The organism is Stenotrophomonas sp. 22LJNL06-5-1 (assembly GCF_056861455.1).
Map to the genome: position 1 here is coordinate 651,912 of NZ_JBSPUE010000001.1, position 26,285 is coordinate 678,196.

The 26,285-nt window shown below is 66.5% G+C and carries 17 protein-coding genes; 9 read left to right on the forward strand and 8 right to left on the reverse strand.

The genetic code is table 11. The features are described from left to right. The first annotated feature begins 2 nt into the window (after positions 1-2). The 7 genes from ppk1 to lpxH all read left to right on the forward strand — a co-directional run bounded on the left by ppk1 (position 3) and on the right by lpxH (position 13,148). Positions 3-2,090 carry a polyphosphate kinase 1 gene (ppk1, locus tag AC13GF_RS03105; RefSeq protein ID WP_483003211.1) on the forward strand — a complete coding sequence of 696 codons (2,088 nt, stop codon included), beginning with the start codon at positions 3-5 and terminating at the stop codon, positions 2,088-2,090. A gap of 368 nt (positions 2,091-2,458) precedes the next feature. Continuing rightward, a complete protein-coding gene (gene ppx / locus AC13GF_RS03110) occupies positions 2,459-3,985 on the forward strand; it encodes an exopolyphosphatase (RefSeq protein WP_010483920.1) in 1,527 nt (508 codons plus the stop codon). 308 nt (positions 3,986-4,293) lie between these two features. Beyond that, positions 4,294-7,263: a TonB-dependent receptor domain-containing protein gene (locus tag AC13GF_RS03115; RefSeq protein ID WP_483003213.1), complete on the forward strand. Its 2,970-nt coding sequence runs from the start codon at positions 4,294-4,296 to the stop codon at positions 7,261-7,263. Positions 7,264-7,600: 337 nt separating this feature from the next. Then, positions 7,601-10,525, forward strand: coding sequence for a TonB-dependent receptor domain-containing protein (locus AC13GF_RS03120; protein ID WP_483003215.1), 2,925 nt, complete (start codon positions 7,601-7,603; stop codon positions 10,523-10,525). A 144-nt stretch (positions 10,526-10,669) separates the two neighbouring features. Continuing rightward, on the forward strand, positions 10,670-11,815 hold the full coding sequence (locus AC13GF_RS03125; RefSeq protein WP_483003217.1) for a glycosyltransferase family 4 protein: 1,146 nt from the start codon (positions 10,670-10,672) through the stop codon (positions 11,813-11,815). Next, on the forward strand, positions 11,796-12,335 hold the full coding sequence (locus AC13GF_RS03130; protein ID WP_126929887.1) for a phosphatase PAP2 family protein: 540 nt from the start codon (positions 11,796-11,798) through the stop codon (positions 12,333-12,335). Before AC13GF_RS03125 ends, AC13GF_RS03130 begins: the two co-directional genes overlap by 20 nt. A gap of 66 nt (positions 12,336-12,401) precedes the next feature. Then, on the forward strand, positions 12,402-13,148 hold the full coding sequence (gene lpxH / locus AC13GF_RS03135; RefSeq protein WP_126929886.1) for a UDP-2,3-diacylglucosamine diphosphatase: 747 nt from the start codon (positions 12,402-12,404) through the stop codon (positions 13,146-13,148). Positions 13,149-13,235: 87 nt separating this feature from the next. On the opposite strand, the gene AC13GF_RS03140 is transcribed toward lpxH, so the two are convergent. Beyond that, the gene (locus AC13GF_RS03140) at positions 13,236-14,489 is read right to left on the reverse strand and encodes a zinc-dependent metalloprotease (protein ID WP_483003219.1); all 1,254 of its coding nucleotides are present in this window, start codon (positions 14,487-14,489) and stop codon (positions 13,236-13,238) included. 225 nt (positions 14,490-14,714) lie between these two features. Between AC13GF_RS03140 and AC13GF_RS03145 the strand changes: the two genes are divergently transcribed. Beyond that, on the forward strand, positions 14,715-16,172 hold the full coding sequence (locus AC13GF_RS03145; protein ID WP_483003221.1) for a DUF2235 domain-containing protein: 1,458 nt from the start codon (positions 14,715-14,717) through the stop codon (positions 16,170-16,172). A gap of 67 nt (positions 16,173-16,239) precedes the next feature. Here AC13GF_RS03145 and AC13GF_RS03150 read toward each other — a convergent pair whose 3' ends face one another. From AC13GF_RS03150 to AC13GF_RS03180, 7 genes are all read right to left on the reverse strand, one after another. Next, a complete protein-coding gene (locus tag AC13GF_RS03150) occupies positions 16,240-17,064 on the reverse strand; it encodes a ferritin-like domain-containing protein (RefSeq protein ID WP_483003223.1) in 825 nt (274 codons plus the stop codon). 9 nt (positions 17,065-17,073) lie between these two features. Further along, positions 17,074-18,540, reverse strand: coding sequence for an amidophosphoribosyltransferase (purF, locus tag AC13GF_RS03155; protein ID WP_483003225.1), 1,467 nt, complete (start codon positions 18,538-18,540; stop codon positions 17,074-17,076). A gap of 30 nt (positions 18,541-18,570) precedes the next feature. After that, positions 18,571-19,350 (reverse strand): CvpA family protein, encoded by a 780-nt coding sequence (locus AC13GF_RS03160; RefSeq protein ID WP_019336370.1) that lies wholly within the window; start codon positions 19,348-19,350, stop codon positions 18,571-18,573. 46 nt (positions 19,351-19,396) lie between these two features. Next, a complete protein-coding gene (locus AC13GF_RS03165) occupies positions 19,397-20,437 on the reverse strand; it encodes an SPOR domain-containing protein (protein ID WP_483003227.1) in 1,041 nt (346 codons plus the stop codon). Between the two features lie 81 nt (positions 20,438-20,518). Then, positions 20,519-21,790: a bifunctional tetrahydrofolate synthase/dihydrofolate synthase gene (gene folC, locus AC13GF_RS03170; protein ID WP_483003229.1), complete on the reverse strand. Its 1,272-nt coding sequence runs from the start codon at positions 21,788-21,790 to the stop codon at positions 20,519-20,521. 41 nt (positions 21,791-21,831) lie between these two features. After that, positions 21,832-22,476, reverse strand: coding sequence for a histidine phosphatase family protein (locus AC13GF_RS03175; RefSeq protein ID WP_010483945.1), 645 nt, complete (start codon positions 22,474-22,476; stop codon positions 21,832-21,834). Between the two features lie 200 nt (positions 22,477-22,676). Then, positions 22,677-24,839 (reverse strand): S46 family peptidase, encoded by a 2,163-nt coding sequence (locus AC13GF_RS03180; RefSeq protein ID WP_483003231.1) that lies wholly within the window; start codon positions 24,837-24,839, stop codon positions 22,677-22,679. Between the two features lie 292 nt (positions 24,840-25,131). Between AC13GF_RS03180 and tdh the strand changes: the two genes are divergently transcribed. Further along, positions 25,132-26,154, forward strand: a complete 1,023-nt coding sequence (tdh, locus tag AC13GF_RS03185; protein WP_010483949.1) for an L-threonine 3-dehydrogenase — start codon at positions 25,132-25,134, stop codon at positions 26,152-26,154. The last annotated feature ends 131 nt before the right edge of the window (positions 26,155-26,285 follow it).

Consider the following 26,285-nt stretch of genomic DNA (forward strand, 5'->3'; position numbering starts at 1 on the left):
CCATGAGCAGCCTCGGATCCCTCCCCCTCCCCGTGAGCCCGGACAACGATCCGTTGCGTGACCCGGCGCTGTACATCAACCGCGAGCTGTCGCAGCTGGATTTCAACTTCCGCGTGCTGGCCCAGGCGATGGACCCGCAGGTGCCGCTGCTGGAGCGCCTGCGCTTCATGTGCATCTCCTGCACCAACCTCGATGAGTTCTTCGAAATCCGCGCCGCCGCCGTACGCCACGCGCAGGAGTTCGGCCTGCCGCCGGCCCCGGACGGGATGAGCCCGCAGACCATCCTCACCGCCATCCATGACCGCGCCGCCGAACTGGTGGACCAGCAATACCGCTGCTGGAACGAGACGCTGCGCCCGGCGCTGATGGAGGCCGGCATCGGCGTGCTCGGCCGCCATTCCTGGACCGATCGCCAGAAGCGCTGGCTGCGCGCGTACTTCCGCAATGAGATCATGCCGGTGCTGTCGCCGCTGGGCCTGGACCCGGTGCATCCGTTCCCGAAGATCCTCAACAAGTCGCTGAACATCGTGGTGGTGCTGAAGGGCACCGACGCGTTCGGCCGCGCCGGCCACCTGGCCATCGTGCGCGCGCCGCGCTCGCTGCCGCGCATCATCCAGCTGCCGGAGAAGCTCGGCGGATCGCAGAACTTCGTGTTCCTGTCGTCGGTGCTGTCCACCTTCGTCGATGAGCTGTTCCCGGGCATGGAAGTCCAGGGGGCCTACCAGTTCCGCGTTACCCGCAACTCCGAGCTGGTGGTGGACGAGGAAGAAGTGGAGAACCTGGCGCTGGCACTGCGCGACGAACTGGTCGACCGCGGCTACCGGCCGGCGGTGCGCCTGGAAATCGCGCAGGACATGCCACGCGACATCGTGCGCACCCTGCTGCAGAACTTCGGCCTGACCGAGAACGCGGTGTACCGCATCGACGGCCCGGTCAACCTCAACCGCATCATCCAGCTGTACGACCTGATCGCGCAGCCGGACCTGAAGTATCCGCCGATGACACCGCGCACGCTGCGCGACAGCGACGGCATCTTCGAGACGACTGCGCGCCAGGACCTGCTGCTGCACCACCCGTTCGATGCCTTCACCGCAGTGCTGGAGCTGATCCGGCAGGCGGCGATCGACCCCAACGTGCTGGCGATCAAGCAGACCCTGTACCGCACCGGCAAGGATTCGTTGATTGTCGATGCGCTGATCCAGGCCGCGCGCAACGGCAAGGACGTGACCGTGGTGGTCGAGCTGCGCGCACGCTTCGATGAAGAGGCCAACCTGGGCCTGGCCGATCGCCTGCAGGAGGCCGGCGTGCAGGTGGTGTACGGCGTGGTGGGCTACAAGACCCACGCCAAGATGCTGCTGATCGTGCGCCGCGAAGGCCGCAAGCTGCGCCGCTACGTGCACCTGGGCACCGGCAACTACCACAGCGGCACCGCCCGCGCGTACACCGACATCAGCCTGATCACCGCCGATGCGGACATCGGCAACGACGTGCACCTGCTGTTCCAGCAGCTGTCCGGGCTGGCCTCGAAGATGAAGCTCAAGCGCCTGCTGCAATCCCCCTTCACCCTGCACACCGGCATCCTCGGCCGCATCGAGCGCGAAACGCGCATCGCCGCCGCCGGCCGCCCGGCGCGGATCATCGCCAAGATGAACGCACTGAACGAACCGCAGGTGGTGCGCGCGCTGTACGCCGCCTCACAGGCCGGCGTGCAGATCGACCTGATCATCCGCGGCGCCTGCACCCTGCGCCCGGGCGTGCCAGGCATCTCGGACAACATCCGCGTGCGCTCGATCGTCGGCCGCTTCCTGGAGCACAGCCGCGTCTACTGGTTCGGCAACGACGGCGCACCGGAGATGTACTGCGCCAGCGCCGACTGGCTGGAGCGCAACCTGCTGCGCCGGGTCGAGACCTGCTTCCCGATCCTCGATCCGGAGCTGGCCAAGCGGGTCTACCGCGAGGTGCTGCAGAACTACCTGGACGACAACCTCAACGCCTGGGAACTGGATGCCGACGGCATCTACCACAAACGTGCCCCGGCGCACGACGAAGCCCCGCATTCTGCGCAGATGGCATTGATGCAGGGGCTGTAACCCGGTGTGTCGACCAAGGTCGACACCTACCAAGAGCAGTAGGCACCGATTTTGGTCGGGATAGGATCAGTGCCGACCAACGGTCGGCACCCACCATCAAATCGCAGCGACCTGTCGAAGGCGGGGTGGGTCCGGTGGCAGGGGTGTGAGCCGCATGGATGCGGCGACCAAGCCCCCATGGACGGGTTCACGGCGTCCCCTGCCATCGGACCCACCCCGCCATCCCACGGATAGCCCGCTTTTGCTTTTGCTTTAGCCGTTGCCGTTGATTCGGCAGGTGCAGGGCGCAGCCCTGCCGCACTCCCCTCTTCCAAAATGTGAAGGCCGCGCGGTGACGAGCACACCGCCCCTTCGGCTAACATTCGTCCATGCCGCACACCACCACGACTCCGCCCGCATTGCAGGATGGCGACCTGCTGGCCGCCATCGACCTTGGCTCCAATAGTTTCCACATGGTCATCGCGCGCTACACGCTCGGCCAGCTGCGGGTGATCGACCGCCTGCGCGAGACCGTGCGCATGGCCGACGGCCTGGATGGCAAAGGTGGGCTCTCATCCGCCGCCCGGCAGCGCGCGCTGGAATGCCTGGCCCGCTTCGGCCAGCGCATCCGCAACGTACCACCGCACCGGGTGCGCGCACTGGCCACCAACACCGTGCGCCAGCTGCGTTCACCGCAGTCGTTCCTGGTTCCCGCCGAAACCGCGCTTGGGCATGCCATCGAAGTGGTCAGCGGCCGCGAAGAAGCGCGCCTGATCTACCTGGGCGTGGCCCATGCGCAACCGCCCAAGCCCGGCCAACGCCGGCTGGTCATCGACATCGGCGGCGGCTCCACCGAATTCATCATCGGCATGGGCATGCAGACCCTGGAGCGCGAGAGCCTGCAGGCCGGCTGCATTGCCAGCACCCGGCGTTTCTTCCCCGGCGGCAAGCTGAGCAAGAAGCGCTGGAAGGACGCGCTGGCCGAGATCGGTCGCGAATTCCAGCCCTTCGCCAGCAAGTACCGCGCGCTGGGCTGGCAGGAAGCACTGGGTTCTTCGGGCACGCACAAGGCGATCAGCGAGATCTGCGCGACGATGAAGCTGAGCAAGGGCGCGATCACTGCCGAGGCCCTGCCGCAGCTGCGCGATGAACTGCTGAAGGCCAAGAAGATCGACGACATCCAGCTGCCCGGACTGTCCAGCGACCGCCGCCCGATCATCGCCGGCGGCATCCTGGTGCTGGAGGCCGCCTTCCAGGCGCTGGGCCTGCAGAAGCTGCTGGTCAGCAAGGCCGCGATGCGCGAAGGCATCCTTTACGACATCGTCGGCCGCGCTGGCGAGAACGACCTGCGCGATGAATCGGTGTCCGCGCTCAGCCAGCGCTACGGCATCGATACCGTGCAGGCCGACCGTGTGCAGGACACCGCGCTGTCACTGCTGGAACAGGTGCAGGAACGCTGGCGGCTCGATGCCGACGACGCGCGCATGCTCGGCTGGGCCGCGCGCCTGCACGAGCTGGGCCTGATGATCGCGCACAGCGGCTACCACGTGCATGGCAGCTACGTGCTGGAACACTCGGATATCGCCGGCTTCTCGCGGCAGGAACAGCAGATGCTGGCCGCGCTGGTGCGCAGCCATCGTCGCAGCGTAACCAAGACCGCCTTTGACGCCCTGCCCGAGCGCCTGCTGCTGACCGCTCGCCGGCTGGCCGCCCTGCTGCGCCTGGCGGTGCTGCTCAATCGTGCCCATGAGGACGATCCGCTGCCGGCGTTGGAACTGACCGCCGACGACAACCGCCTGTCGTTGATCGTGCCGCAGGCCTTCATCGATGCCCGGCCACTGCTGCGCGCCGATCTGATCGGCGAGACCGACGGCATCGCCGGGCTGGGCATCCAGTTCCGGCCGTTCGTGGCCTGAGGCTCACGCTTTCCCACAAGGGAAAGAAGGTCACACACCGTTACGGTTCGCGCATGCGCCCCCCGTTGACCTGCTGCGACGCAGCAGATCATGTCGGGGGAGCGCATTCAGCGTTACAGCTAAGCGACTGCTTTTGTTGAGCTTTCGTGAAATCTGACGATGAAGCCTGGTACAAATCGACACGACCTCTTTACAGAGCATTAACCAACGAGACTACTATCGGGTCATCGGTCCGCTTATCGGCGGCCGATTTCTTCGACGCCCCTTTTGGCGTCCCTGCACGACCTGAGAGAGAGAGAGAGCTCGTCATGACTTCACGTACCACCCCCCTGGGGCAGGCCATCCGCTACGCCCTGGCAACCACTGCGACGCTGGCCGCCCTGCCCGCGTTCGCCCAGAGTGGCAGCACCGCCGCGCCGACCACCCTGGATCGCATCGAGATCACTGGCTCGCGCATCCGCCAGGTGGACGTGGAGACCGCTCAGCCGGTCCTGGCACTGAGCCGGTTGGACATCGAGCGCCAGGGCTTCAGCTCGGTGGCCGACATCCTGCAGAACGTGACCGCCATGGGCAGCCCGGCGATCAGCCGTGCAAACGCACTGAGCTCGGGCGAAAACACCGGCGGCACCTACATCGACATGCGCAACCTGGGCGCGCAGCGCACCCTGGTGCTGGTCAACGGCAAGCGCCTGGGCATCAGCACCTCGGGCCTACAGGACGTGTCCTCGCTGCCGGTGTCGGCGGTGGAGCGCATCGAAGTGCTGAAGGATGGCGCATCGGCCATCTACGGTTCCGATGCGATGGCCGGCGTGGTCAACATCATCACCCGTTCCAACGTCAACGGTGTGACCGCCAACGTCTACCACGGCCAGTACAGCGAAGGTGACGGCGCGCGCGACCGCTTCGACGTGGTCGGTGGCTGGAGCAACGACCGCGTGTCGCTGACCCTGGCACTGGAGCACTCCGAAGAAAAGAGCGTCTGGGCCAAGGACCGCTGGTTCAGCAAGTACGGCGTGAGCGACCGCCACCCGAACGATGCCTCCAACTGGACCACGCTGAGCCAGTGGGGCCAGGTCACCGGCCTGAAGGGTGGCCCGGGCTGCACCAACACCAAGGACGGCTGCGGCTACTCGCTCAACCGTGGTGCTGACCCGACCAACCCGGCCAACTACCATCTGACCGATGCGACCCCGTTCACCGGCGACGTCAGCAACGCCAACGAACAGATGCACGTCATGTATCCGCTCAAGCGTGATTCGGTGTACTTCGACGGCCGCTTCAAGATCACCGACCAGGTCAACCTGCGCACCGAATTCGGCTACAACAAGCGTTCGGCCGAGCGCCAGATTGCAGGCTATCCCCTGCAGTCCAGCTCGGTGTCCATCTCGGGCGACCCGACCGCCACCGGCCTGATGTCCAAGGACAGCTACTTCAATCCGTTCGGCAACCAGCACGGCTATGCCAAGCCCACCGACGTGGCCTGGAACCGCCGCACCTGGGAAATCCCGCGTGTGAGCACCAGCGAACTGAAGACCTACCGTGCGGTAGTGTCGCTGGATGGCAGCTTCGAGATCGGCCAGCGCTACTTCGACTGGGACGTGGGCTACCAGTACAACCGCAACGAGCTGACCGCTACCGCCACCGGCAACCTGCACAAGCAGCGCGTACGCGACGCGGTGGGTCCGTCGTTCCTGGATCCGGCCACCGGCAAGGTGATGTGTGGCCGTCCGGGCGCGGTGATCAGCGGCTGCACGCCGTGGAACCCGCTGGTGCCCTACGGCAAGAACGATCCGAACGGACTGACCGGCAATGAAGAACTGATGGCCTGGCTGTTCCCGGCAGAACGCACCACCGGCCGCACCACCACCAAGAACGCGTTCGCCAACCTGTCCGGCAGCATCATGACCCTGCCGGCCGGCGACCTGGGCTTCGCTTTCGGCGTGGAAAGCCGCAAGGAAGATGGCCGCTACACCCCCGATGCCCTGGCCCAGACCGGCGCCACCACCAACCTGGCCGCAGGCCCGACCGGTGGCAGCTACAACGTGAAGGAAGCCTACCTGGAGCTCAGCGTGCCGGTGCTGGCCGACCTGCCCGGTGCGCGTGAGCTGAGCTTCAGTGCCGCCACCCGCTACTCCAAGTACAACACCTTCGGCAACACGCTCAACAGCAAGTTCGGCTTCAAGTGGAAGCCGATCGACCAGCTGCTGGTCCGTGGTACCTGGGCAGAAGGCTTCCGCGCACCGACCATCAACGACCTGTACGGTGGCGGTTCGGAAACCTTTGCGCAGTTCAGCGATCCGTGCGACACCGTGTTCGGCTCGGCCAAGGGCAGTGCCGAAGTCCGCGCGCGATGCGCACGTGACATCGCCGATGCCGGCAACTTCCGCCAGCTGAAGCAGGGCAACGCCCCGGTGACCACGGCACAGGATGCAACCCCGACGCCGTTCGTGTCCGGTTCGAACCCGCTGCTGGTTCCGGAAACCTCGACCAGCAAGACGCTGGGCCTGGTGTGGAGCCCGACCTTCCTCAGCAACCTCAACGTGGCGCTGGACTGGTGGAAGATCCGCATCGACAACACCATCGTCGGTGACAGCCCGAACCAGATCCTGAGGGACTGCTACGAGCAGGGCATCGAATCGCGCTGCAGCCGCTTCACCCGCGATCCGTCCAACGGCATCGTCACCGGCCTGAAGTTCGGCAACCGCAACGCCGGCTTCGCCGAGACCGAAGGTTACGACCTGGATGTCAGCTACCGCGTCGACACCAGCTACGGCAAGCTGAGCGCGGGCTGGACCAGCACCTACGTCAGCAAGAACGTCTACCGCTCCACCAACGATGTCCGCGAAGCGATCACGCCGATCAACGGCGTTGCCAACACCATCGGCACCGCCACCAGCCTTGCGTTCCGCGTGCGCTCGAACCTGGTGCTGGGCTGGGATGTGGGTGACTTCGGCGTCAGCTGGACGGCACGCTACTACTCCGGTGTGAAGGAGCGCTGCCTCAACGCCTCGCGGTATGCGGACGAATGCTCCGATCCGACCTTCCTGGCTCCGTGGCTGAAGTCGCCGACCGCTTACAACGAGCGCGGTGCGGTGACCTTCCACGACGTGCAGTTCCGCTACAACCTGCCGTGGGATGCCACCGTTTCGGTGGGCGCGAACAATGTGTTCGGCAAGGAAGCTCCGGTGATGTACAGCAAGCCGAACTCGTCGTTCTCCTACTACGGTGGCTACGACATCGGTCGTTTCATGTACATGAAGTACCAGCAGCGCTTCTGATCCATCCGCACTGTTGAAGCTCGACGACCACGGCCCTTCGGGGCCGTGGTTTTTTTCTGCCCCCGCGCAGACTGTCGCTTTCCACATTGACCTTGATGCGTTCAATCAGGGGCACGATCCTCTGATCTGCTTCCGCCGCACTGCCACTGTTTGCAGCAATCGATTGATTTACTTCTGCTTTGTGCAGAAGCGTCACGACTGTCTACGGTGCTTTCGTCGTTTGCCCATACGTCTCCACGCCCGTCTTCACTAGGTTCGAACGTCCACCACCGCGGTGGCATTGACGCAGCCCCGCTTGGCTGTGTTCCGAAGACTTCGAAGACCGAGAGAGAGACTCATGACCATCCGTATTCCCGAACTGGGGTTGGCGATCCGTCGTGCACTGACGATGACGGCAACCGCAGCACTGGCCACCCCGGCACTCGCCCAGCAGGCACCGGAAGCCACCACGCTGGACCGCATCGAGATCACCGGCTCGCGCATCCGCCAGGTCGATCTGGAAACCGCACAGCCGGTGCTGACCATCAGCCGCGCCGACATCGAGCGGCAGGGCTTCAACTCCGTTGCCGACATCCTGCAGAACCTGACCGCAACCGGCAGCCCGGCCTTGAGCCGTGCCAGCCCACTCAGTGCGGGCGAGGCCGCAGGCGGCAGCTACGTGAACATGCGCGGCCTCGGTGCACAACGCACCCTGGTGCTGGTCAACGGCAAGCGCCTAGGCATGACCACCAGCGGTTACCAGGACATTTCCAGCATTCCCGCAGCCGCCGTCGAGCGCATGGAAGTGCTCAAGGACGGTGCCTCGGCCATCTACGGCGCCGACGCGATGGCCGGCGTGGTCAACATCATTACCCGCCGCAACGTTGAAGGTGTCGCCGCCAGCGTCTACCACGGCCAGTACAGCGAAGGCGATGGCGCCCGTACCCAGTACGACGTGGTTGCCGGCTGGTCGAATGACCGTGCCTCGATCAGCGTCGCGGCCGAGCATGTCGAAGAAAAGGGTGTGTGGGCAAGGGATCGCGGCTTCAGTGCCTACACCTATACCGACCGCCATCCGGACGATGGCTGGACCACGGTCGGACAGTGGGGACGCATCGTCGGCTTCAATGGCCCGGGCTGCAGCAGCAACCGTGGCTGCAGCTATTCGCTCGACCGCGGCAGCCAGCCGGGCGGGCCGGACAGTTTCCACCTCAGCGACAACACACCGTTCACCGGTGATGTCAGCAACAGCAACGAGCAGATGCACCTGCAGACGCCGATCAAGCGCGATTCGATCTTCGTCGACGCGCGCGTGGACCTGAACGACCAGGTCCGCTTCAATACCCAGCTGTCCTACAACCGGCGCACCACCACCCGCCAGATTGCCGGCTATCCGTTCCAGTCCGGTGGCGCCGGCATCACGCCGATGTCTGCCGACAGCTGGTTCAACCCGTTCGGCAGCCACCACGGTTACGACACGCCCAGCGATGTGCACTGGAACCGCCGCACCTGGGAGGTTCCGCGGGTCAGCACCAGCGAACTGACCACCTGGCAGGGCGTTGCCGCCTTCGAAGGCAGCTTCGAATTCGGCGGTCGCGACTTCGACTGGGAAGCCGGCTACCAGTACAACCGCAGCGAGCTGACCCAGCGTGCCACCGGCAACCTGCACAAGCAGCGCGTGGCCGATGCCACCGGCCCTTCGTTCTTCAACCCGGAAACCGGCAAGGTTGAATGCGGCACCCCGGGAGCACCGATTGCCGGCTGCAAACCGTGGAATCCGCTGGTGCCGTATGGCCAGGATGATCCCTATGGCCTGACCGGCAACAAGGAACTGCAGGACTGGTTGTTCCCCGAAGAACTCACTCGTGGCCGCACCACCACCCGCAACCTGTTCGCCAGCCTCAGTGGAAGCCTCGCCACACTGCCGGCCGGCGAACTGGGCTTTGCCGTGGGTGCCGAGAGCCGCCGCGAGGACGGTCGCTTCATTCCCGACGCGCTGGCGCAGACCGGCGCCACCACCAACCTCGCCGCAGGCCCCACCGGCGGTGGCTACCGCGTCGACGAGGCCTATCTGGAGCTGAGCGTGCCGGTGCTGCGCGACCTCCCCGGTGCGCGCGAGCTGACGCTCAATGCAGCGACGCGCTACTCGGACTATTCCACCTTCGGCGGAACCCTCAACAGCAAGTTCGGCTTCAGCTGGAAGCCGATCGATCAGCTGCTGGTCCGTGGCACCTGGGCGCAGGGCTTCCGTGCACCGACCATCTCCAACCTCTACGGCGGCGGCTCGGAAACCTTCACCACCGGCTTCCGCGATCCCTGCGACAGCGTGTACGGCGCGGCCGCCAGCAGTCCGGAGGTGCGTGCCCGCTGCGCTGCCGACATCGCCAACGCGGAAAGTTATCGCCAGCTCGGCCAGGGCAACGAACCGATCACCGGCAGCAGCGGGCAGACGCCGGTGCCCTTCACCAACGGTTCCAATCCCGACCTGAAGCCGGAAACCTCGACCAGCCGCACCCTCGGCCTGGTCTGGAGCCCGACGTTCGCTGAAGGGCTGCACATCGCACTGGACTGGTGGAAGATCCGCATCGAGAACACCATCGTTTCCGATCATCCCAATGACATTCTCCGCGACTGCTACGAACTGGGCATTGCCGAGCGCTGCAGCAGCTTCACCCGCGACCCGGAGCTGGGCATCGTCAACAAGCTCAGGTACGGCAGTCGCAACAGTGGCTTCGCCCAGGCCGAAGGCTATGACCTCGAGATCGGCCACAAGGTCGCAACGTCCTGGGGCACGCTGAGCGCAGACTGGAAAACCACCTATGTGGTTGCCTCGGTGGAGCGCACCACCAACGAGGCGGATGTGCCGCCGATTCCCAGCAATGGCATCGCCACCGACGATGGCATCGGCTTCCGCGTGCGCTCCAACGCATCGCTGGGCTGGGAACGCGGCAATCTCGGCCTCACCTGGGGCCTGCGCTACTTCTCTGCGGTCAAGGAGCGCTGCTTGGACGTTGATGAGTATCCGAACGAGTGTTCGCACCCCGACCAGCGCGCACCATGGTTCAGCGGCACGCGTGACTACAACCGTCGCGGATCGGTTACCTTCCACGACGTGCAGGCGCGCTACAACCTGCCATGGGATGCGACCGTCTCGATCGGTGCCAACAATGTGTTCGGCCGCCAGGGACCGGTCATGTACAGCCAGCCGAGCGCCAACTTCTCCTACTACGGTGGCTTCGATATCGGTCGTTTCATCTACATGAAATACCAGCAGCGCTTCTGATCCACCGCGCGCGCCTGCACCACCGCCACGGCCCTTCGGGGCCGTGGCTCCACGGGAACCTGACCACCGTCATCCCGTGGTCGCAAAGCGGTCATATCGGCTACATCGCCAGGCCCGAGCATGCCGGAAACCCGGAGGCCCGCCATGCGCTATGCCATCGTCACCGAGACCTACCCGCCGGAAGTGAACGGCGTTGCCCTCACCGTGCAGGGCCTGGAGCAGGGACTGCGCAATTCCGGCCATGACATCGACCTGATCCGGCCACGCCAGGCCAGCGAAGCACTGGACTCGGCACCGGGCACGCTGCTGGTCCCGGGCGCCGCACTGCCGCGCTACCCCGGCCTGCGCTTCGGCCTGCCTGCACCGATCCGGCTCAACCGCCACTGGCAACAGCAGCGTCCCGATGCGGTCTACATCGCCACCGAAGGCCCGCTGGGCTGGTCGGCGCTGCGCACCGCGCGCCGCCTTGGCATTCCGGTCGCCAGTGGTTTCCATACGCGCTTCGACGAGTACCTGCCCGACTACGGCGTGGCCTGGCTGCAGGCCGCTGCGATGCGCTGGATGCGCCGGTTCCACAACCAGGCCGATGCAACCCTGGTGCCCACCCGCGAGCTGCAGCAGTTCCTCGGTGAACAGGGCTTCGAACGCGTGCGCCTGCTGGCACGCGCGGTCGACAGCCAGCAGTTCGATCCGGGCCGGCGCGACCCGGCGCTGCGCGAGGAATGGGGCGTGGACGGCAATGGCCTGGTCGCGATCTATGTCGGCCGCATCGCCGCGGAAAAGAACCTTAGCCTGGCGGTAAAGGCCTTCCGTCGCCTGCAGCAGATCCGGCCCAAAGCCCGCTTCGTCTGGGTGGGTGATGGTCCGGCTCGCGAAAAACTGGCACATGAAAACCCGGATTTCATCTTCTGCGGCATCCAGCGCGGCGAGGCCCTGGCGCGGCATTTCGCCAGCGGTGACCTGTTCCTGTTCCCCAGCCGCAGCGAGACCTTCGGCAACGTGACCCTGGAAAGCATGGCCAGCGGCCTGGCCACTGTCGCTTTCGACTACGGTGCGGCCCGCGAATACCTGCGTGATGGCGAGAACGGCGCGGCCGTGGAAAACGATGAGCAGTTCATCGAGGCAGCCGTGCAGCTGGCCGCCGATGATGCACGGCGCCGCGAATTCGGCAGCAGCGCCGCGCGTGCGATGAAGCGCCTGCATCCACAGCAGGTGGTTGCCGAATTCGATGCCCTGCTGTCCGAGCTGGCCCAGTCGCGGAGGAGCGGCCATGCGCACCACGCCGCTTGAGCTGCTGGCCGGCCGCGAGGCGCGGCTCTGCCGCCGGGCCAACCACTACTGCCGGCGTCGCCGCGTGCGTCGCCTGTTCTCGGTCATCAGCCGTCTCGGCGACGGCGTGTTCTGGTACGTGCTGATGGGCGCGCTGGTGGTGCTCGACGGCTTCGACGGACTGCGTGCATCGGTGCACATGGCCGCCACCGGGCTGGCCGCGCTGCTGCTCTACAAAGGCCTCAAGCGCTGGACCCGGCGGCCGCGCCCGTATGCGGCCGATCTGCGCATCCGCGCCTGGGTCGCGCCGCTGGACGAGTTCAGCTTCCCCTCCGGGCACACCCTGCACGCGGTGTCGTTCACCATCGTCGCGTTGGCCTACTACCCGTGGCTGGCACCGCTGCTGGTGCCATTCACCTTCGGCGTCGCGCTGTCGCGGGTGGTGCTGGGCCTGCACTACCCGTCTGATGTACTGGCCGCCACCGGCATCGCCATCCTGCTGGCATCGGCCAGCCTGGCCTGGTTGCCGCTGCCGGTGTGATGGCCGCCGCGCCGGCCCACGCATGGCCCGGCGCTACCGTCATCGTTGATGGCCTAGAATGCAGGCATGACCACGCTGTTCATTTCCGACCTGCACCTGGACCCCAGCCGTCCGGAGATCACCGACCTGTTCCTGCGCTTCCTGCGCGAACAGGCGCCCGGCGCCGATGCGCTGTACATCCTCGGCGACCTGTTCGAAGCCTGGATCGGCGACGACACGCCCTCGCCCGCCGCCGATGCGGTGGCCGACGCGCTGAAGGTGCTCTCCGACAGCGGCGTGCCGGTGTACTTCATCCGCGGCAACCGCGACTTCCTGCTCGGCGAAGACTATGCGCGCCGTGCCGGCCTGCGCATCCTGCCCGACCCGTGCGTGATCGAGCTGTACGGTCGCCCGGTGCTGCTGCAGCACGGTGACCTGCTGTGCACGGACGACATCCCCTACCAGCAGTTCCGTGCACAGACGCGCGACCCGGTCTTCCAGGCGCAGTTCCTGTCGCAGCCGCTGGCCGCACGCATCGCCTTCGCGCAGAAGGCACGCGATGCCAGCCAGGCCCGCCAGTCGGAAATGAAGCAGGGCGATCGTGCGCAGTTCGAGACCGTGACCGATGTGGCTCCGGCCGAAGTCGATGCCACCTTCGTGCGCCATGGCGTGGACACCATGATCCACGGCCACACCCATCGCCCGGCGGTACACACGCTTCAGGCCGGTGGCCGCACCTGCAACCGCATCGTGCTGGGTGACTGGTACGAACAGGGATCGGTGCTGCGCGTGGATGCCAGCGGCTGGTCGCTGGATACGCTCGCGCGCGAATGATGGATCGCAGGGTGCCAACCAGGGTTGGCATCTACCGGGGCAGGTGCACGCCCCCCGGTAGACGCCGACCCTGGTCGGCGATTGGCTTCAGCGGAAGGCCGCGATGGTGGCCTTGGTATTGACCAGCACGCGCTGGTTGTCGGCGGTACTGGCATTGCCCATCGGGATGCCGTTGTAGCTGATGTTCGGATTGGACCAGTAGTTCAGGCGCGGGCAGCCGGCCGAGCAGTCATAGGCCATGATCGTGCGCCAGCGCGAACCGGAGGACGGCTCGTAGCGGTAGCCATGCCCATAGGCGTAGGGCGACGTGCTGGGATCACTGGCGATATCGTGCCGCGCACTCTGCAGATGGCCGATTTCATGCGCGAAGGAGTAGTAGCCGGTCGCGCAATCCCAGTACACCGCCGCGAAGGCCGTCGCCGCCGTCGAGCCGATGCCCGAGGCCAACCCGCAGTAGCTCGTGTTGTTGATCAGCAGGACGCCGACATCGGCCGCGGTGTTGTTGCGGCTGGTGTGGATGCTGTCCATGTAGCCGTCGCTGGTGTTGCGGAAGCGGGTCAGATCGGTGGTGAAGTTGCCGGACTCGGTGTAGTTGGTGGTTTCATAGCCGGCCAGCTGCAGGGTGATGCCAACGTTGCTGTTGACGTAGCCCTGGTTGGATTCAGCCACTGCCAGCTGCACCAGCGACTGCATGTTGCCGCCATAGGCCGTTACCGCAGCATTGGTCGCAACCACCAGTACGCGGATGGTCGCCGGCGTGCCGGATGAGGCCTGCGCGATGCCGATGCGGTCGTTGTTACCCATCGGAATCTTCGGCAGCTGGTTGTAGTCGGCCGGATGATCGGCCGGCATCCGCGATTCATCCACTTCCACCAGTACGTGGCGGTTGCCCAGCGGGCGCAGGCGATACAGCTTGCCGTCCTTGCGGATCGAACCGGTGAGGGTGTTGCCCGAACGCACCAGGATCACTGAATTGCCAGGATCATCCTGACCGTTCGAAGTGGCGGCAGTCAGCCGATCGGACGGCGAGCGCAACTGGCCGTACCAGATGCTGCCGCCATCGGGCAGTGCTTCCACCTTGCTGCGCACCGCCTGCACGCGCAGGCCAAGCAGTTCGAACTCCAGTTGCGGCTGCGCGGTGGCAGCAGCGTCGACACGCACTTCCTGTACCGTCGCGGTGGACGGGGTGGCCAGCAGCTTGCCCAGCGCGGGCTCACTGTTTGCCGATGCCCGGCTGATGACCGTCACCGGTTCGAACAACGGTGCCGCATGCGCGGCCGCTGCCACCGACAAACCCAACACCAGGCCACCTGCCGCTTTGCCAATCGATCTGGACAACATTGCGTCGCTCCTTGAATGATGTGAACAGCGTTGATGCAGCACGCCCGGGTCTACCGGGTCTGGCCATCTGGCCTGCGCGGGTCGTGTGAATTCAATAGAAGATGGGAATGAAAATCAGGAACTGTGATCGACCGCATCTGCGTTAAGAAAGGTCAAAAGCGTCACTACACTTCGCCAATACACCGCTTTCGCGCTACCGTGACGTAGCCACGACAGGACATGCACATGGCACCATCGCAGGACACGGACGAAGATGTCGGCTTGCTGCGGATTGGCCTGTTCTTCGATGGCACCCGCAACAACGCACACAACCTGGCACGCGGTCGACCACAGGTTCCGCAGCCACGCCCGGCGCAGCTGCGCGCGGATGATGATTCGACCTACCAGAGCCGGCTGACCAGCAGCTACGACAACGGCCTGACCAACATCGCGCGCCTGCAGCAGCTATATCCGGACAGCCGCCGCGGTGCGATGGGCGCACCTTCGCTGTCGATCTATGTGGAGGGCGTGGGCACCCGCGATGATGCCGATGATGATCTGATCGGACTGGCCTTCGGCATCGGTGCCAGTGGCGTTCGTGCGAAAGTGCAGCGCGCGCTGCAGGTGCTGCTGCCGGCGGCACTGTCCGAGTTGTCCGCGCGCTGGCAGCAACCGCTGCGTGGCGTGCAGCTGGATCTGTTCGGCTATTCGCGCGGCGCTGCCGCGGCACGTGATATCGCCAACCAGCTGCAGGCCTGGGACAGCGCGCGCTGGCGCCAGCTGCTGCAGGGCGCCGGCCTGTCCTGCACTGCGAACTTCGCCGCCGTTGCGCCGGTGCTGCGCTTCATCGGACTGTTCGACACCGTGGTTGCGGTCAATGGCGGCCGCGCCGATGAACACCCGCAGCTCGCCCTGCACAGAGGCATCGCTGCACACGTCGTGCAACTGGCCGCGCGCGACGAGCATCGCCAGCACTATCCATTGACCAGCGTCGCACCAACGTTCACCGAAATCGCCCTGCCCGGCGTGCACGCCAATATCGGCGGTGGCTACAACCAGCTGGAAGAAGGTCCCAAGCTGCTCAGCCGCCCGCGCCGGCAACAGCTGCGCCGCCCAGCGGTTGCCGACTACCAGGTCCCTCCACTGGCGTTGCTGCAGGCCACCACGGCCTACGCCGAAACGCAGGCCGATGCCGAACGCTGGCGCCAGCAGCTGGGCGTGGGTGAAAAGGAGGTCTGGGTGGATGTCTGGCACCAGTGGCAGCAGCAGCGTCGCGCCGGCAGCCGCAGCGTGCTGTTGTCACCGGTGCTGTATGTGACCGCCGCAGTGGTGCTGCGTCGGCGCATCGACTGGCGTTACCAGCTGATCGCACTGCAGGTGATGCAGCAGCAGGCCATCGATGCCGGCGTGCAATGGACCGCCAATGCCGCCGAGGTTCCCGGCTGGGAGCTGCCGTCCGCCCTGCAGCCGATCGCACGGCGCCTGGTGGCCGGGCAGCCGCTGACGCAGACACAGGAGGCGCTGCTGCGGCGGCGCTACCTGATGCAGTCGGCGCACTGGAACTTCGATGCACTGGGCGACACCGCACTGACCTACGCCGCCGATGCCGGCGTCAGCGAACTGCCGTACCGGCCGGGTCCCGGCCTGTTCTACATCAACCGGCCCACAGTGGATGGCAAGCGCGTGGTGTTGCCAAACGCCTGAAAAAAGGGACGGAGGGGATTAAGTCGTTTGTGCCACAAACGACTTAATCCCCTCCGTCCCCTTTTCTTCAACCGGCCTGTTCAACCAGGTTGGCCAGCTCATCCGCATCGAAACCGGCCAGCAGGCGCGCTTCGATGTTGAACGGCCCATGCAGGTAGCCGCCGGCATACTCCACCAGCAGTTCCTTGAAACGTGCGCGCGGCTCGACGCCGGCGCGGTCGCAGTACCAGCGGTACCAGCGCGAACCGGCAGCCACATGCGCCACTTCCTCGCGCAGGATCACTTCCAGCACATCGGCGGTCTCGCCATCACCGACATTGCGCAGCTTCTCGATCATGCCGGGCGTCACGTCCAGGCCGCGCGCTTCCAGCACGCGCGGCACCAGTGCCATGCGCGCCAGACCGTCATGCGCGGTCTTTTCGCACATTTCCCACAGGCCGTTGTGCGCGGGGAAATCGGCGTAATCGTGGCCGTGTGCCTGCAGGCGCTCGCGCAGCAGCATGAAGTGCCGCGATTCGTCGTCGGCACAGCTGACCCAGTCGGCATGGAACGCTGGCGGCAGGCCACGGAAGCGGTACACCGCATCCCAGGCCAGGTCGATCGCGTTGAGTTCGATATGGGCGATGGCGTGGATGAAGGCGGCGCGCCCTTCCACGCCGCCCAGACCGCGCCGCGGTACTTCGCGCGGATGCACCAGCACCAGCTGCGCCGGCCGGCCAGGCATGCGGATCGGCTCCGGCGGCGGCGCATCCGCAGCCACCTTCAGGCGACCGGCACGGAACGCGGCGGCATAGGCCTGGGTCAGCGCCACCTTGCGCAGCGGGTCGGCTTCAGCCAGGCACTGCTGCGCAGCGCGCAGCAGGTCGCCACCAGCGTCGGGCACATCAACCACGCCTGGACCTCAGGCGCGGCGCTTGTGCTTGGCATCGTCCGAGCGCAGCTGCTGGATGCGCTCGAAGTAGCCCGGCTCGATACCCGTCGGGTAGTGGCCGTTGAAGCAGGACGAATCGAAGTTGCGCAGCGCCGGATTGCCCTCGCTCACCGCGGCTTCCATGTCTTCCAGATCCTGGTAGATCAGCCAGTCGCAGCCCAGGTGGGCCTCGATCTCTTCCACCGTGCGGTTGTGCGCGACCAGTTCCTCGGCCGCCGGCATGTCGATGCCGTAGATGTTCGGGTAGCGCACCGGCGGCGCGGCGCTGGCCAGGTAGACCTTGCGCGCGCCCGCGTCACGGGCCATCTGCACGATCTGCTGGCTGGTGGTGCCGCGCACGATCGAGTCGTCCACCAGCAGCACCACGCGGTTGCGGAACTCCAGGTGGATCGGGTTGAGCTTGCGGCGCACCGACTTCACGCGTTCGCCCTGGCCCGGCATGATGAAGGTGCGGCCGATGTAGCGGTTCTTGATGAAGCCTTCGCGGTACTTCACGCCGAGCACGTTGGAGATCTCAAGCGCAGCGTCGCGCGAGGTATCCGGGATCGGGATGATGGTGTCGATGTCGTGGTCCGGGCGCAGGCGCAGGATCTTCTCGCCCAGCTTGATGCCCATGCGCATGCGCGCCTTGTGCACCGACACGTTGTCGATCATCGAATCCGGGCGTGCGAAATACACGTATTCGAAGATGCACGGGGTGTGCTCGGCCGGCTCGGCGCAGATCTCCGAGAACAGCTCGCCACGCGCGGTGATCACCAGCGCTTCGCCCGGCTGCACATCGCGCACGCGCTGGAACCCCAGCACGTCCAGCGTGGCCGACTCGGACGCCACGATGTACTCGTCGCCCTCGGCATGGCTGCGCTTGCCCAGCACCAGTGGGCGGATGCCATGCGGGTCGCGGAAGGCGACCAGGCCCAGGCCCAGCACCACGCTGACCACCGCGTAGCCGCCCTTGCAGCGGCGGTGCACGCCGGCCACCGCGCGGATCGCGGCTTCCGGGCTGAGCTGGCGCTGCTGCTCCAGCTCGTAGGCGAACACGTTCAGCAGCACTTCGCTGTCCGAATCGGTGTTGACGTTGCGGCGGTCCTGCTCGAACACCTGCTGGCGCAGCGCCTCGGTGTTGATCAGGTTGCCGTTGTGGGCCAGCGCAATGCCGTACGGCGAATTGACGTAGAACGGCTGCGCCTCGTCCATGCCTTCCGAACCGGCGGTCGGGTAGCGCACATGGGCGATGCCGACGCTGCCTTCCAGGGTGGACATGGTGCGGGCATCGAACACATCGCGGACCAGGCCAGTGGCCTTCTGCACCCGCAGGCGGCTGCCATTGACGGTGGCAATGCCCGCCGCATCCTGGCCGCGATGCTGGAGGACGGTCAAGCCGTCATACAACTGCCCGGCGACGTTCTGGTTGCCGACGATTCCGACGATGCCACACATGGTGCGAGGTCTCCGCTGGGCTGTGCCCAGTTACAAGGAAGGTGGCCGTACCTGGCCGCGGTGGTCGCCGCGCGCGCGGTCGACGTTGGCCGGATCGCCCGGCTCGATACTGTCCGGCAGTGCAGGAGCGTCCGGGCGCACTTCGGCCGGATCGTAGGAATCGCCCTGTTCCGCTTTCGCAGGCCGCAGCCATCCGCTGCCTGCCACTACCTGGTTGAGGATGCCATTATCGCCTGCCGCGCCCGGCTTTCCCAACCCGGCGCCTGCGTTCTTGCCCAACTCCATCAATGCAGATGGGGACAGCGCGTCGGTCGGCAAGCCCTTGGGCAGCAGATCGGCCCCGGGAACCTCCCAGTGCGGCAGCTTGCTGTTCATCCAGGCCACCGTGGGGTTCAGCAGCGGGCGCACCGCAGAACGCTGCCACGAGGGCTCGGCGGTCAACGGGGTGAAGCTGCCCAGCAGCAGCAGGATCGCGGCGATCAGGCCGCCCCGCACGGCGCCCAGCACCCCGCCCAGCAGGCGGTCCAGGCTGGTCAGCATGCTGCGGTGGACCAGGGCCTTGATGACCATGCCGATCACCGCGACCACGATCATCACGCCGATGCCGACCCCCAGGTAACCGCCGACGAAGTGTTCGCCACCGGGTGCCGCCGGGGCGGCCCACCAATGGGCGGCATCGTTGCCGAAGGCGAAGGCCGCCCACGCGGCCAGCAGCCACGACAGGGTGCCGATGACGATTCCCACGAAGCCGCGCAACATCCCCAGCAGGGTCGAGGCGGCGATCACGATCAGCAGCACCACGTCGATCATGGCGCCCCGCTCCTTCGGCGGCGCTGGCAACGGGGCTGCGCGTGGGTCATGGGTGCGGTCGCACCATGCCGGCCACGCCGACCTTGGCGGCGACCTGCGCCTTCAGCTGCTCGGCATCGGCGCGGTTGGCCACCGGCCCGACGCGGACGCGATGCAGGGTGCCCTTTTCGGTGCGGACCTGTTCGACGAAAGCGCTGAAGCCGGCGGCGCGGACCTTGTCGCGCAGGGCGTTGGCATCGTTGGCCTGGCCGAACGCGCCCAGCTGTACGGCAAAGCCGACGCCGCTGGCGGCCGGTGCTGCCGGCGTGGTCGGCGCCGTCGCCGGCTTGCTGGCGGTGGCTTCCGGCTTCGGCTCGGGCTTCGGCTCGGGCTTCGGCGCCGGCTTCGGCGGTTCCGGCTTGGCGGCCGGGGGCGCGGTCGCGACCGGCGTACTCGGCGGCAGGCTTTCGCTGCGGACCGGGTTGCTGCTGGCCGAGGGCGCAGTCGCTGCGGACGGAGTGCTGGCACTCGGCGCAGCCGGTGCCGGGGTGGCCGCAACCGGGGCACTGTTGCCCGCCGCCGCGTCCAGGGTGATCACTTCGGCCTTCACATCCGCCCGGATCTTCACCGCCTGCAGGCGGGCGGCCTCGGCCTGTGCGCGGTCGGCGTACGGCCCCACGCGCACGCGCCATGCCTGACGGCCGCCGATGGTGGCGGTTTCAGTGAAGCCCGGCAGCTGCGAGCGCTTCAGGTAGGCGATCACGGCATCGGCATCGGCCTTGCTGCCGTACGCACCGAAGGTGACCGCGTAGTTGCCGGCGGCAACCGCCGGCGACGTGTCCACGGTCGGCGGCGTGGCCGGTGTGGCGGCGTCCTGCAGCGGCCTGGCCTGCCCGGTCTGCAGGCCGGTGGCACCACCGGCCGGGGCGACCAGGGGCAGCTCACGGGTTTCGAACTGGCCATCGGCCGGCGCATCCGGTGCGGCGATCGGCACATTGGCGACACCGCTGTCGGGTGCCGGTCCCTTGACCAGCATCGGCAGGAAGATCACGGCCAGTGCCACCAGCACGATGGCACCAATCAGACGCTGTTTCAGAGGCGTATCCACGTGAGGCAGGCAACTGTCCGGGGGTTGCGGTCGATTATACGGGTGCCGGACCGGACGGCGTCGGCGTTGGCTGAACGCGGATCAGGCATCGCCCTGCAGCATCTGCAGAGCCGCTGCGGCGGTATGGAAGGAGCCGAACACCAGCACGCGGTCGCCGCGCTCGGCCTGGGCCAGCACCTGCGCCAGTGCCTGTTCGACGCTATCGGCCAGCGGCGCCTGGGCCGCGGCCGTGCCGGCCAGGCGCGCCTGCAGCTGGGTGGCGCTCTGCCCACGCAGGCCATCCAGCCCGGCCAGGGTCCACTCACCCACTACATCCTGCAGCGCCTGCACCACACCCACCGCATCCTTGTCCTGCAGCGCGGCGTACACCGCCAGCGTGCGCCCGGCCGATACTTCGGCCTTCAGCGCACGCGCCAGCTGGCCCGCCGCCTGCGGGTTGTGGCCCACGTCCACACGGATCTGCACGCCATCCCGTTCGAATGCCTGCATGCGGCCGGAAATGCGTGCTGCCGCGATACCGGCGGCCCACGCCGCACGCGGCACCGGCTTGTCCAGCGCGCGCAGGGCGGCGATGGCAGCACCGGCATTGGCCAGCTGGATCGGGCCGGCCAGCGCCGGGGTCGGCAGCTCCATGCGCAGGCCGACATCACGCCAGCGCCAGCGCTGGGCATCGATCGGTTCGTAGAAATAATCGCTGCCGCCGCGGATCGCGTTGGCACCCACCAGATAGGCACGCGCCAGCACGCTGGACGGCGGATCGGTCTCGCCCAGGATCACCGGCTTCCAGCCGCGGATGATGCCGGCCTTCTCGGTGCCGATCGCTTCGCGGTCCTCGCCCAGCCACTCGGCGTGGTCGATGTCCACGGTGGTGATCACCGCCACGTCGGCGTCGACGATGTTGACTGCATCGAGGCGGCCGCCCAGGCCCACTTCCAGTACCGCCAGGTCCAGCCCGGCGTCGGCGAACAGCTGCAGCGCGGCCAGCGTGCCGTACTCGAAATAGGTCAGCGTGATCTCGCCACGCGCGGCCTCGATGGCGTTGAACGCGGCGACCAGCGCCGCATCGTCCACGTCCTGCCCGTCGATGCGCACGCGCTCGTTGTAGCGCAGCAGGTGCGGCGAGGTGTAGGCACCGACCTTCCAACCGGCAGCACGGCCGATGGCCTCGATGAAGGCCACGGTGGAGCCCTTGCCGTTGGTGCCACCGACCACGATGGTGCGCCCGGCCGGCGCGCCAAGACCCATCGCCGTGGCCACGGCGTGCACGCGCTCCAGGCCCATGTCGATGGTCGCCGGGTGCTGGCGTTCAATGTAATCCAGCCAATCGGCCAGGGTGGTCGGGGTGTTCGTCACGGCAGTGCTTCCAGCAGGTACAGGTGGTTCGGTGTGGCGGGTCAGAGTGCGCGGTGCTTGGCTTCGCCGAAGAACGGCGTGTGGTGGGCGCAGTCGTTCAGGCGCACCACTTCCAGGCTGTCCAGGTCGGCGCCTTCGAGCAGGTTGAGCGTGGTCGGTGCCTGGCGGAAGGTCCACAGGCGGGAAATCGGCAGGCCCAGCACCTTGCACAGGATCACGCGGTTGACCGCGTCATGCGCGACCACCAGCAGGGTGTCGTGCTCGCCAAGGCCTTCGGTGGCACGGGCCAGGCCACGCCAGCTGCGTTCCAGTACCAGGCGCAGCGATTCGCCGCCGGGCATCAGCACGGTATCCGGTTCCTCGCGCCAGGCCTGCAGGCGCGACGGATCCTTCTCGTTGATTTCGCTGGCCAGCAGCCCTTCCCACTCACCGTGGGCGATTTCCTGCAGCTCCGGCTCGGTCAGCAGCATGTCGGCACGGGCGGCGCCAAGCGCCAGCTGCGCGGTGCGCTGCGCGCGCGACAGCGGCGAGGCAACGGCACGGGTGATGTCCACCGAGGCCAGGCGGGCACCCAGTGCCTGGGCCTGGGCTTCACCGATCGGCGAAAGCGGAATATCGATCTGGCCCTGGTAGCGGCCTTCGGCGTTCCACGGCGTTTCGCCGTGGCGGGCAAGCAGGATGCGCATGCGTGCAAGGGGTCCTGGGGGGAGGAGGTTTCCGCGTTTCGTTCACATCCTGTGAAGTACGCGGAACAGGGATGATACCTGTTCGGCGGACCGGGCCGGTCGGGGCATGAAAAAACCCCGCGACCTGCGTCGCGGGGTTTCGGAATCTCCGGCTGTCTGGTCGAGGTTGCCGGCCAGCGGCCGGCACTACCGCAACCGGTTTACTTCGTCAGGTTCAGTTCCTTCAGCAGCTGCGGCGCCGGCGCCACTTCCTGCATGATCCACTGCATGTAGCGGCTGTCGACGGCGATCATGCGGGTCATCACCGGGTCGAACACCCAGTTGGAGCTGACCGATTCCCAGTTGCCATCGAATGCCAGACCGACCAGCTTGCCGTTGGCGTCCAGCACCGGCGAACCCGAGTTGCCGCCGGTGATGTCCAGGTTGGACAGGAAGTTCACCGGCACCGAACCAATGCGCTTGTCTTCCAGGCCACCGTAACGCTTGGCCTTGACCGCATCGAGCAGCGCCTTCGGCGAATCGAACGGATCTTCACCGGTTTCCTTCGCCGCCACGCCTTCCAGGGTGGTGAACGGGGTGTACGTCACGCCGTCCTTGCCATAGCCCATGACGTTGCCGAAGGTGATGCGCAGCGACAGGTTGGCGTCCGGGTAGACGAACTCACCCTGGCTCTTCTTGTAGTCGGCCACGGCCTGCAGGTACAGCGGACGTGCGGTCAGCGATTCGCCTTCGCGGATCTTCTTCTGCTCTTCCTGCTTCAGCAGTGCCGGCATGACGGCCACGGCGTACTGGATGGCCGGATCGCTGCTGGCTTCAAACGCGGCACGGTCGGCCTTGAACCACTTCAGGCGGGTGTCCAGGTTGCCCAGTTCGGTGCCGCCCAGCTTGGCCACCAGCGACTTCACCGCAGCAGCATCGCTGCCGGCCAGCCACTTGTTCAGTACTTCGTTGTCGCGCTGTGCGGCCGGCAGGGCCACGTACTGGTCCAGCCAGTAGGCCTGCAGCTGCTGGTCCATCTTCGCCACGTAGCGACGGTCCATCTGCTTCAGGCCACCTTCGATGGTGGTCAGGTCGCGTTCCTGGTAACCGGCTTCGCGCTCGGCATCCGGCTTGGTGCGCTCGATCGACAGGCGGTACAGGGTGATCGCCGCGCCAACGGCCGAGGTGTTGTTGAACTGACCGACGAACAGGTCGCGTTCGCGGGTCGACTTGCTGGTATCCAGATGCTTGAGCAGCTGCGCGTGTGCAGCCAGGGCCGGCTTGCCAGCAGCGCCCTGCTTCTTCAGCCACGCCAGCACGGCGGCTTCCTCAGCCTGCTTCTGGCCAGCGGCGTCGATGCGCTTGAAGCCTTCCAGCTGGCCCAGGTAGTTCTTGGCCACGTTGTTCATGCTGGCGGCGGTGGCGGCGTACTTCACCTTGACGTCGGCGTCGGCCTTGCCGGCATCGGCGATCATCTTCAGCACCGCGTTGTAGTGCTTGGCGATGGTCGGGTAGGTGAAGCTGGCGGTTTCGTTGAACTCACCGGCCAGTGCATAGCGGTTGGTGCGGCCCGGGTAGCCGGCCACCATCACGAAGTCGTCGGCACCCAGCGGCTGGTCGGCGAACTTCAGGAAGTGCTTGGGCTGGTACGGCACGTTGTCGGCGGCGAAGGCGGCCGGCTTGCCGTCCTTGCCGACGTAGGCGCGGTAGAACGAGAAATCGCCGGTGTGGCGCGGCCACATCCAGTTGTCGACGTCACCGCCGAACTTGCCGACGCTGCCCGGGGGCGCGTAGACCAGGCGCACGTCCTTGATTTCCATGTTGCGGAACAGGCGGTAGGTGTTGCCGCCGGAGAAGCTGTACAGGCGGCAGCGGAAGCCGGCATCGGCTTCACAGGCGGCGACCTGGGCCTTGTCGAAGGCATCCAGCGCGCGGCTGCGGGCCAGCGGGTCATTGCCGGCGCCGGCGATGGCGGCCTTGGCCTGGGCGGTGACGTCGGTGATCTGGTCGAGCACGAACACGCGGGCGTTCGGGCCGGCGCTCAGTTCGTCCTTCAGGGTCGGCGCATTGAAGCCGTCCTTGATCAGGTTCTTCTGCGCAGTCGAATTCAGCTGGATGGCGCCATACGCGCAGTGGTGGTTGGTGACCACCAGGCCCTGCGGCGAGACGAAGCTGGCGGTGCAGCCGCCGAGGGCGACGACCGCGCCCATCGGGTCGCCGGTCAGGTTGGACAGCTGTTCCGGGGACAGCTTCAGGCCGGCCTTCTGCAGCGGGCCGGCAATTTCCGGCAGCTGCTGCGGCACCCACATGCCTTCAGCGGCATGGGCGACCTGGGCCAGCCCAAGGCTGGCGACGATGGAGAATGCAAGCAGGTTCGAGCGCATGGAGCGGCCCCTGGTAGTGGAACCTTCGATTGTAGCCCGCCGCCCTGCCCCGCCCCGAACCCCGGAAGTCATGGGCCGGGCGCACCGATGCCCCGGTAGCAGCCAACCTTGGTTGGCACCCGCGCATCCACCGGGCATGGCCCGTCGAGCACAGCGGCCACGTTCGAAACGCCCGTCGGCGCACGCCTTTCGTTCCGCCACTGCACCCGCAGCGCAACATGGGAAATCCGCGCGGCACCCTATAATCCGCGTTTTCCCCCTGATGAGTTCCACCCCGATGGCGCAGCAAACGATGAAGGCCCTGGTCAAGCGCGAAGCGGCCAAGGGCATCTGGCTGGAAGAAGTTCCGGTTCCGACCCCGGGCCCGAACGAGGTCCTGATCAAGCTGGAGAAGACCGCGATCTGCGGTACCGACCTGCACATCTACCTGTGGGACGAGTGGAGCCAGCGCACCATCAAGCCGGGCCTGACCATCGGCCACGAGTTCGTCGGTCGCGTCGCCGCACTCGGCTCGGCCGTGACCGGCTATGAAATCGGCCAGCGCGTCTCGGCCGAAGGCCACATCGTCTGCGGCCATTGCCGCAACTGCCGTGGCGGCCGCCCGCACCTGTGCCCGAACACCGTCGGCATCGGCGTCAACGTCAACGGCGCCTTCGCCGAATACATGGTGATGCCAGCCAGCAACCTGTGGCCGATCCCGGATCAGATCCCGTCCGAGCTGGCCGCATTCTTCGACCCGTACGGCAACGCCGCGCACTGCGCGCTGGAATTCAACGTGATCGGCGAGGACGTGCTGATCACCGGTGCCGGCCCGATCGGCATCATCGCCGCCGGCATCTGCAAGCACATCGGTGCGCGCAACGTGGTGGTGACCGACGTCAATGATTTCCGCCTGAAGCTGGCCGCCGACATGGGTGCCACCCGCGTGGTCAACGTGGCCAACCAGTCGCTGAAGGACGTGATGAAGGAACTGCACATGGAGGGCTTCGACGTGGGCCTGGAAATGAGCGGCAACCCGCGTGCGTTCAACGACATGCTCGACTGCATGTACCACGGCGGCAAGATCGCCATGCTCGGCATCATGCCCAAGGGCGCCGGCTGCGACTGGGACAAGATCATCTTCAAGGGCCTGACCGTGCAGGGCATCTACGGCCGCAAGATGTACGAGACCTGGTACAAGATGACCCAGCTGGTGCTGTCCGGTTTCCCGCTCGGCAAGGTGATGACCCACCAGCTGCCGATCGACGACTTCCAGAAGGGCTTCGACCTGATGGAAGAAGGCAAGGCCGGCAAGGTTGTTCTGAGCTGGAATTGACCCTTCGGGTCAATTCCCCCGCAGGTTTCCTTATCCCCGCGCCGTCGGCGCGCCCCCTTGAACAACAAGGGGGCTCTCCCCCAGCCGGGGTGAGGCATGCTGCTGGAATTGAAAAAGGCGCCCATTGGGCG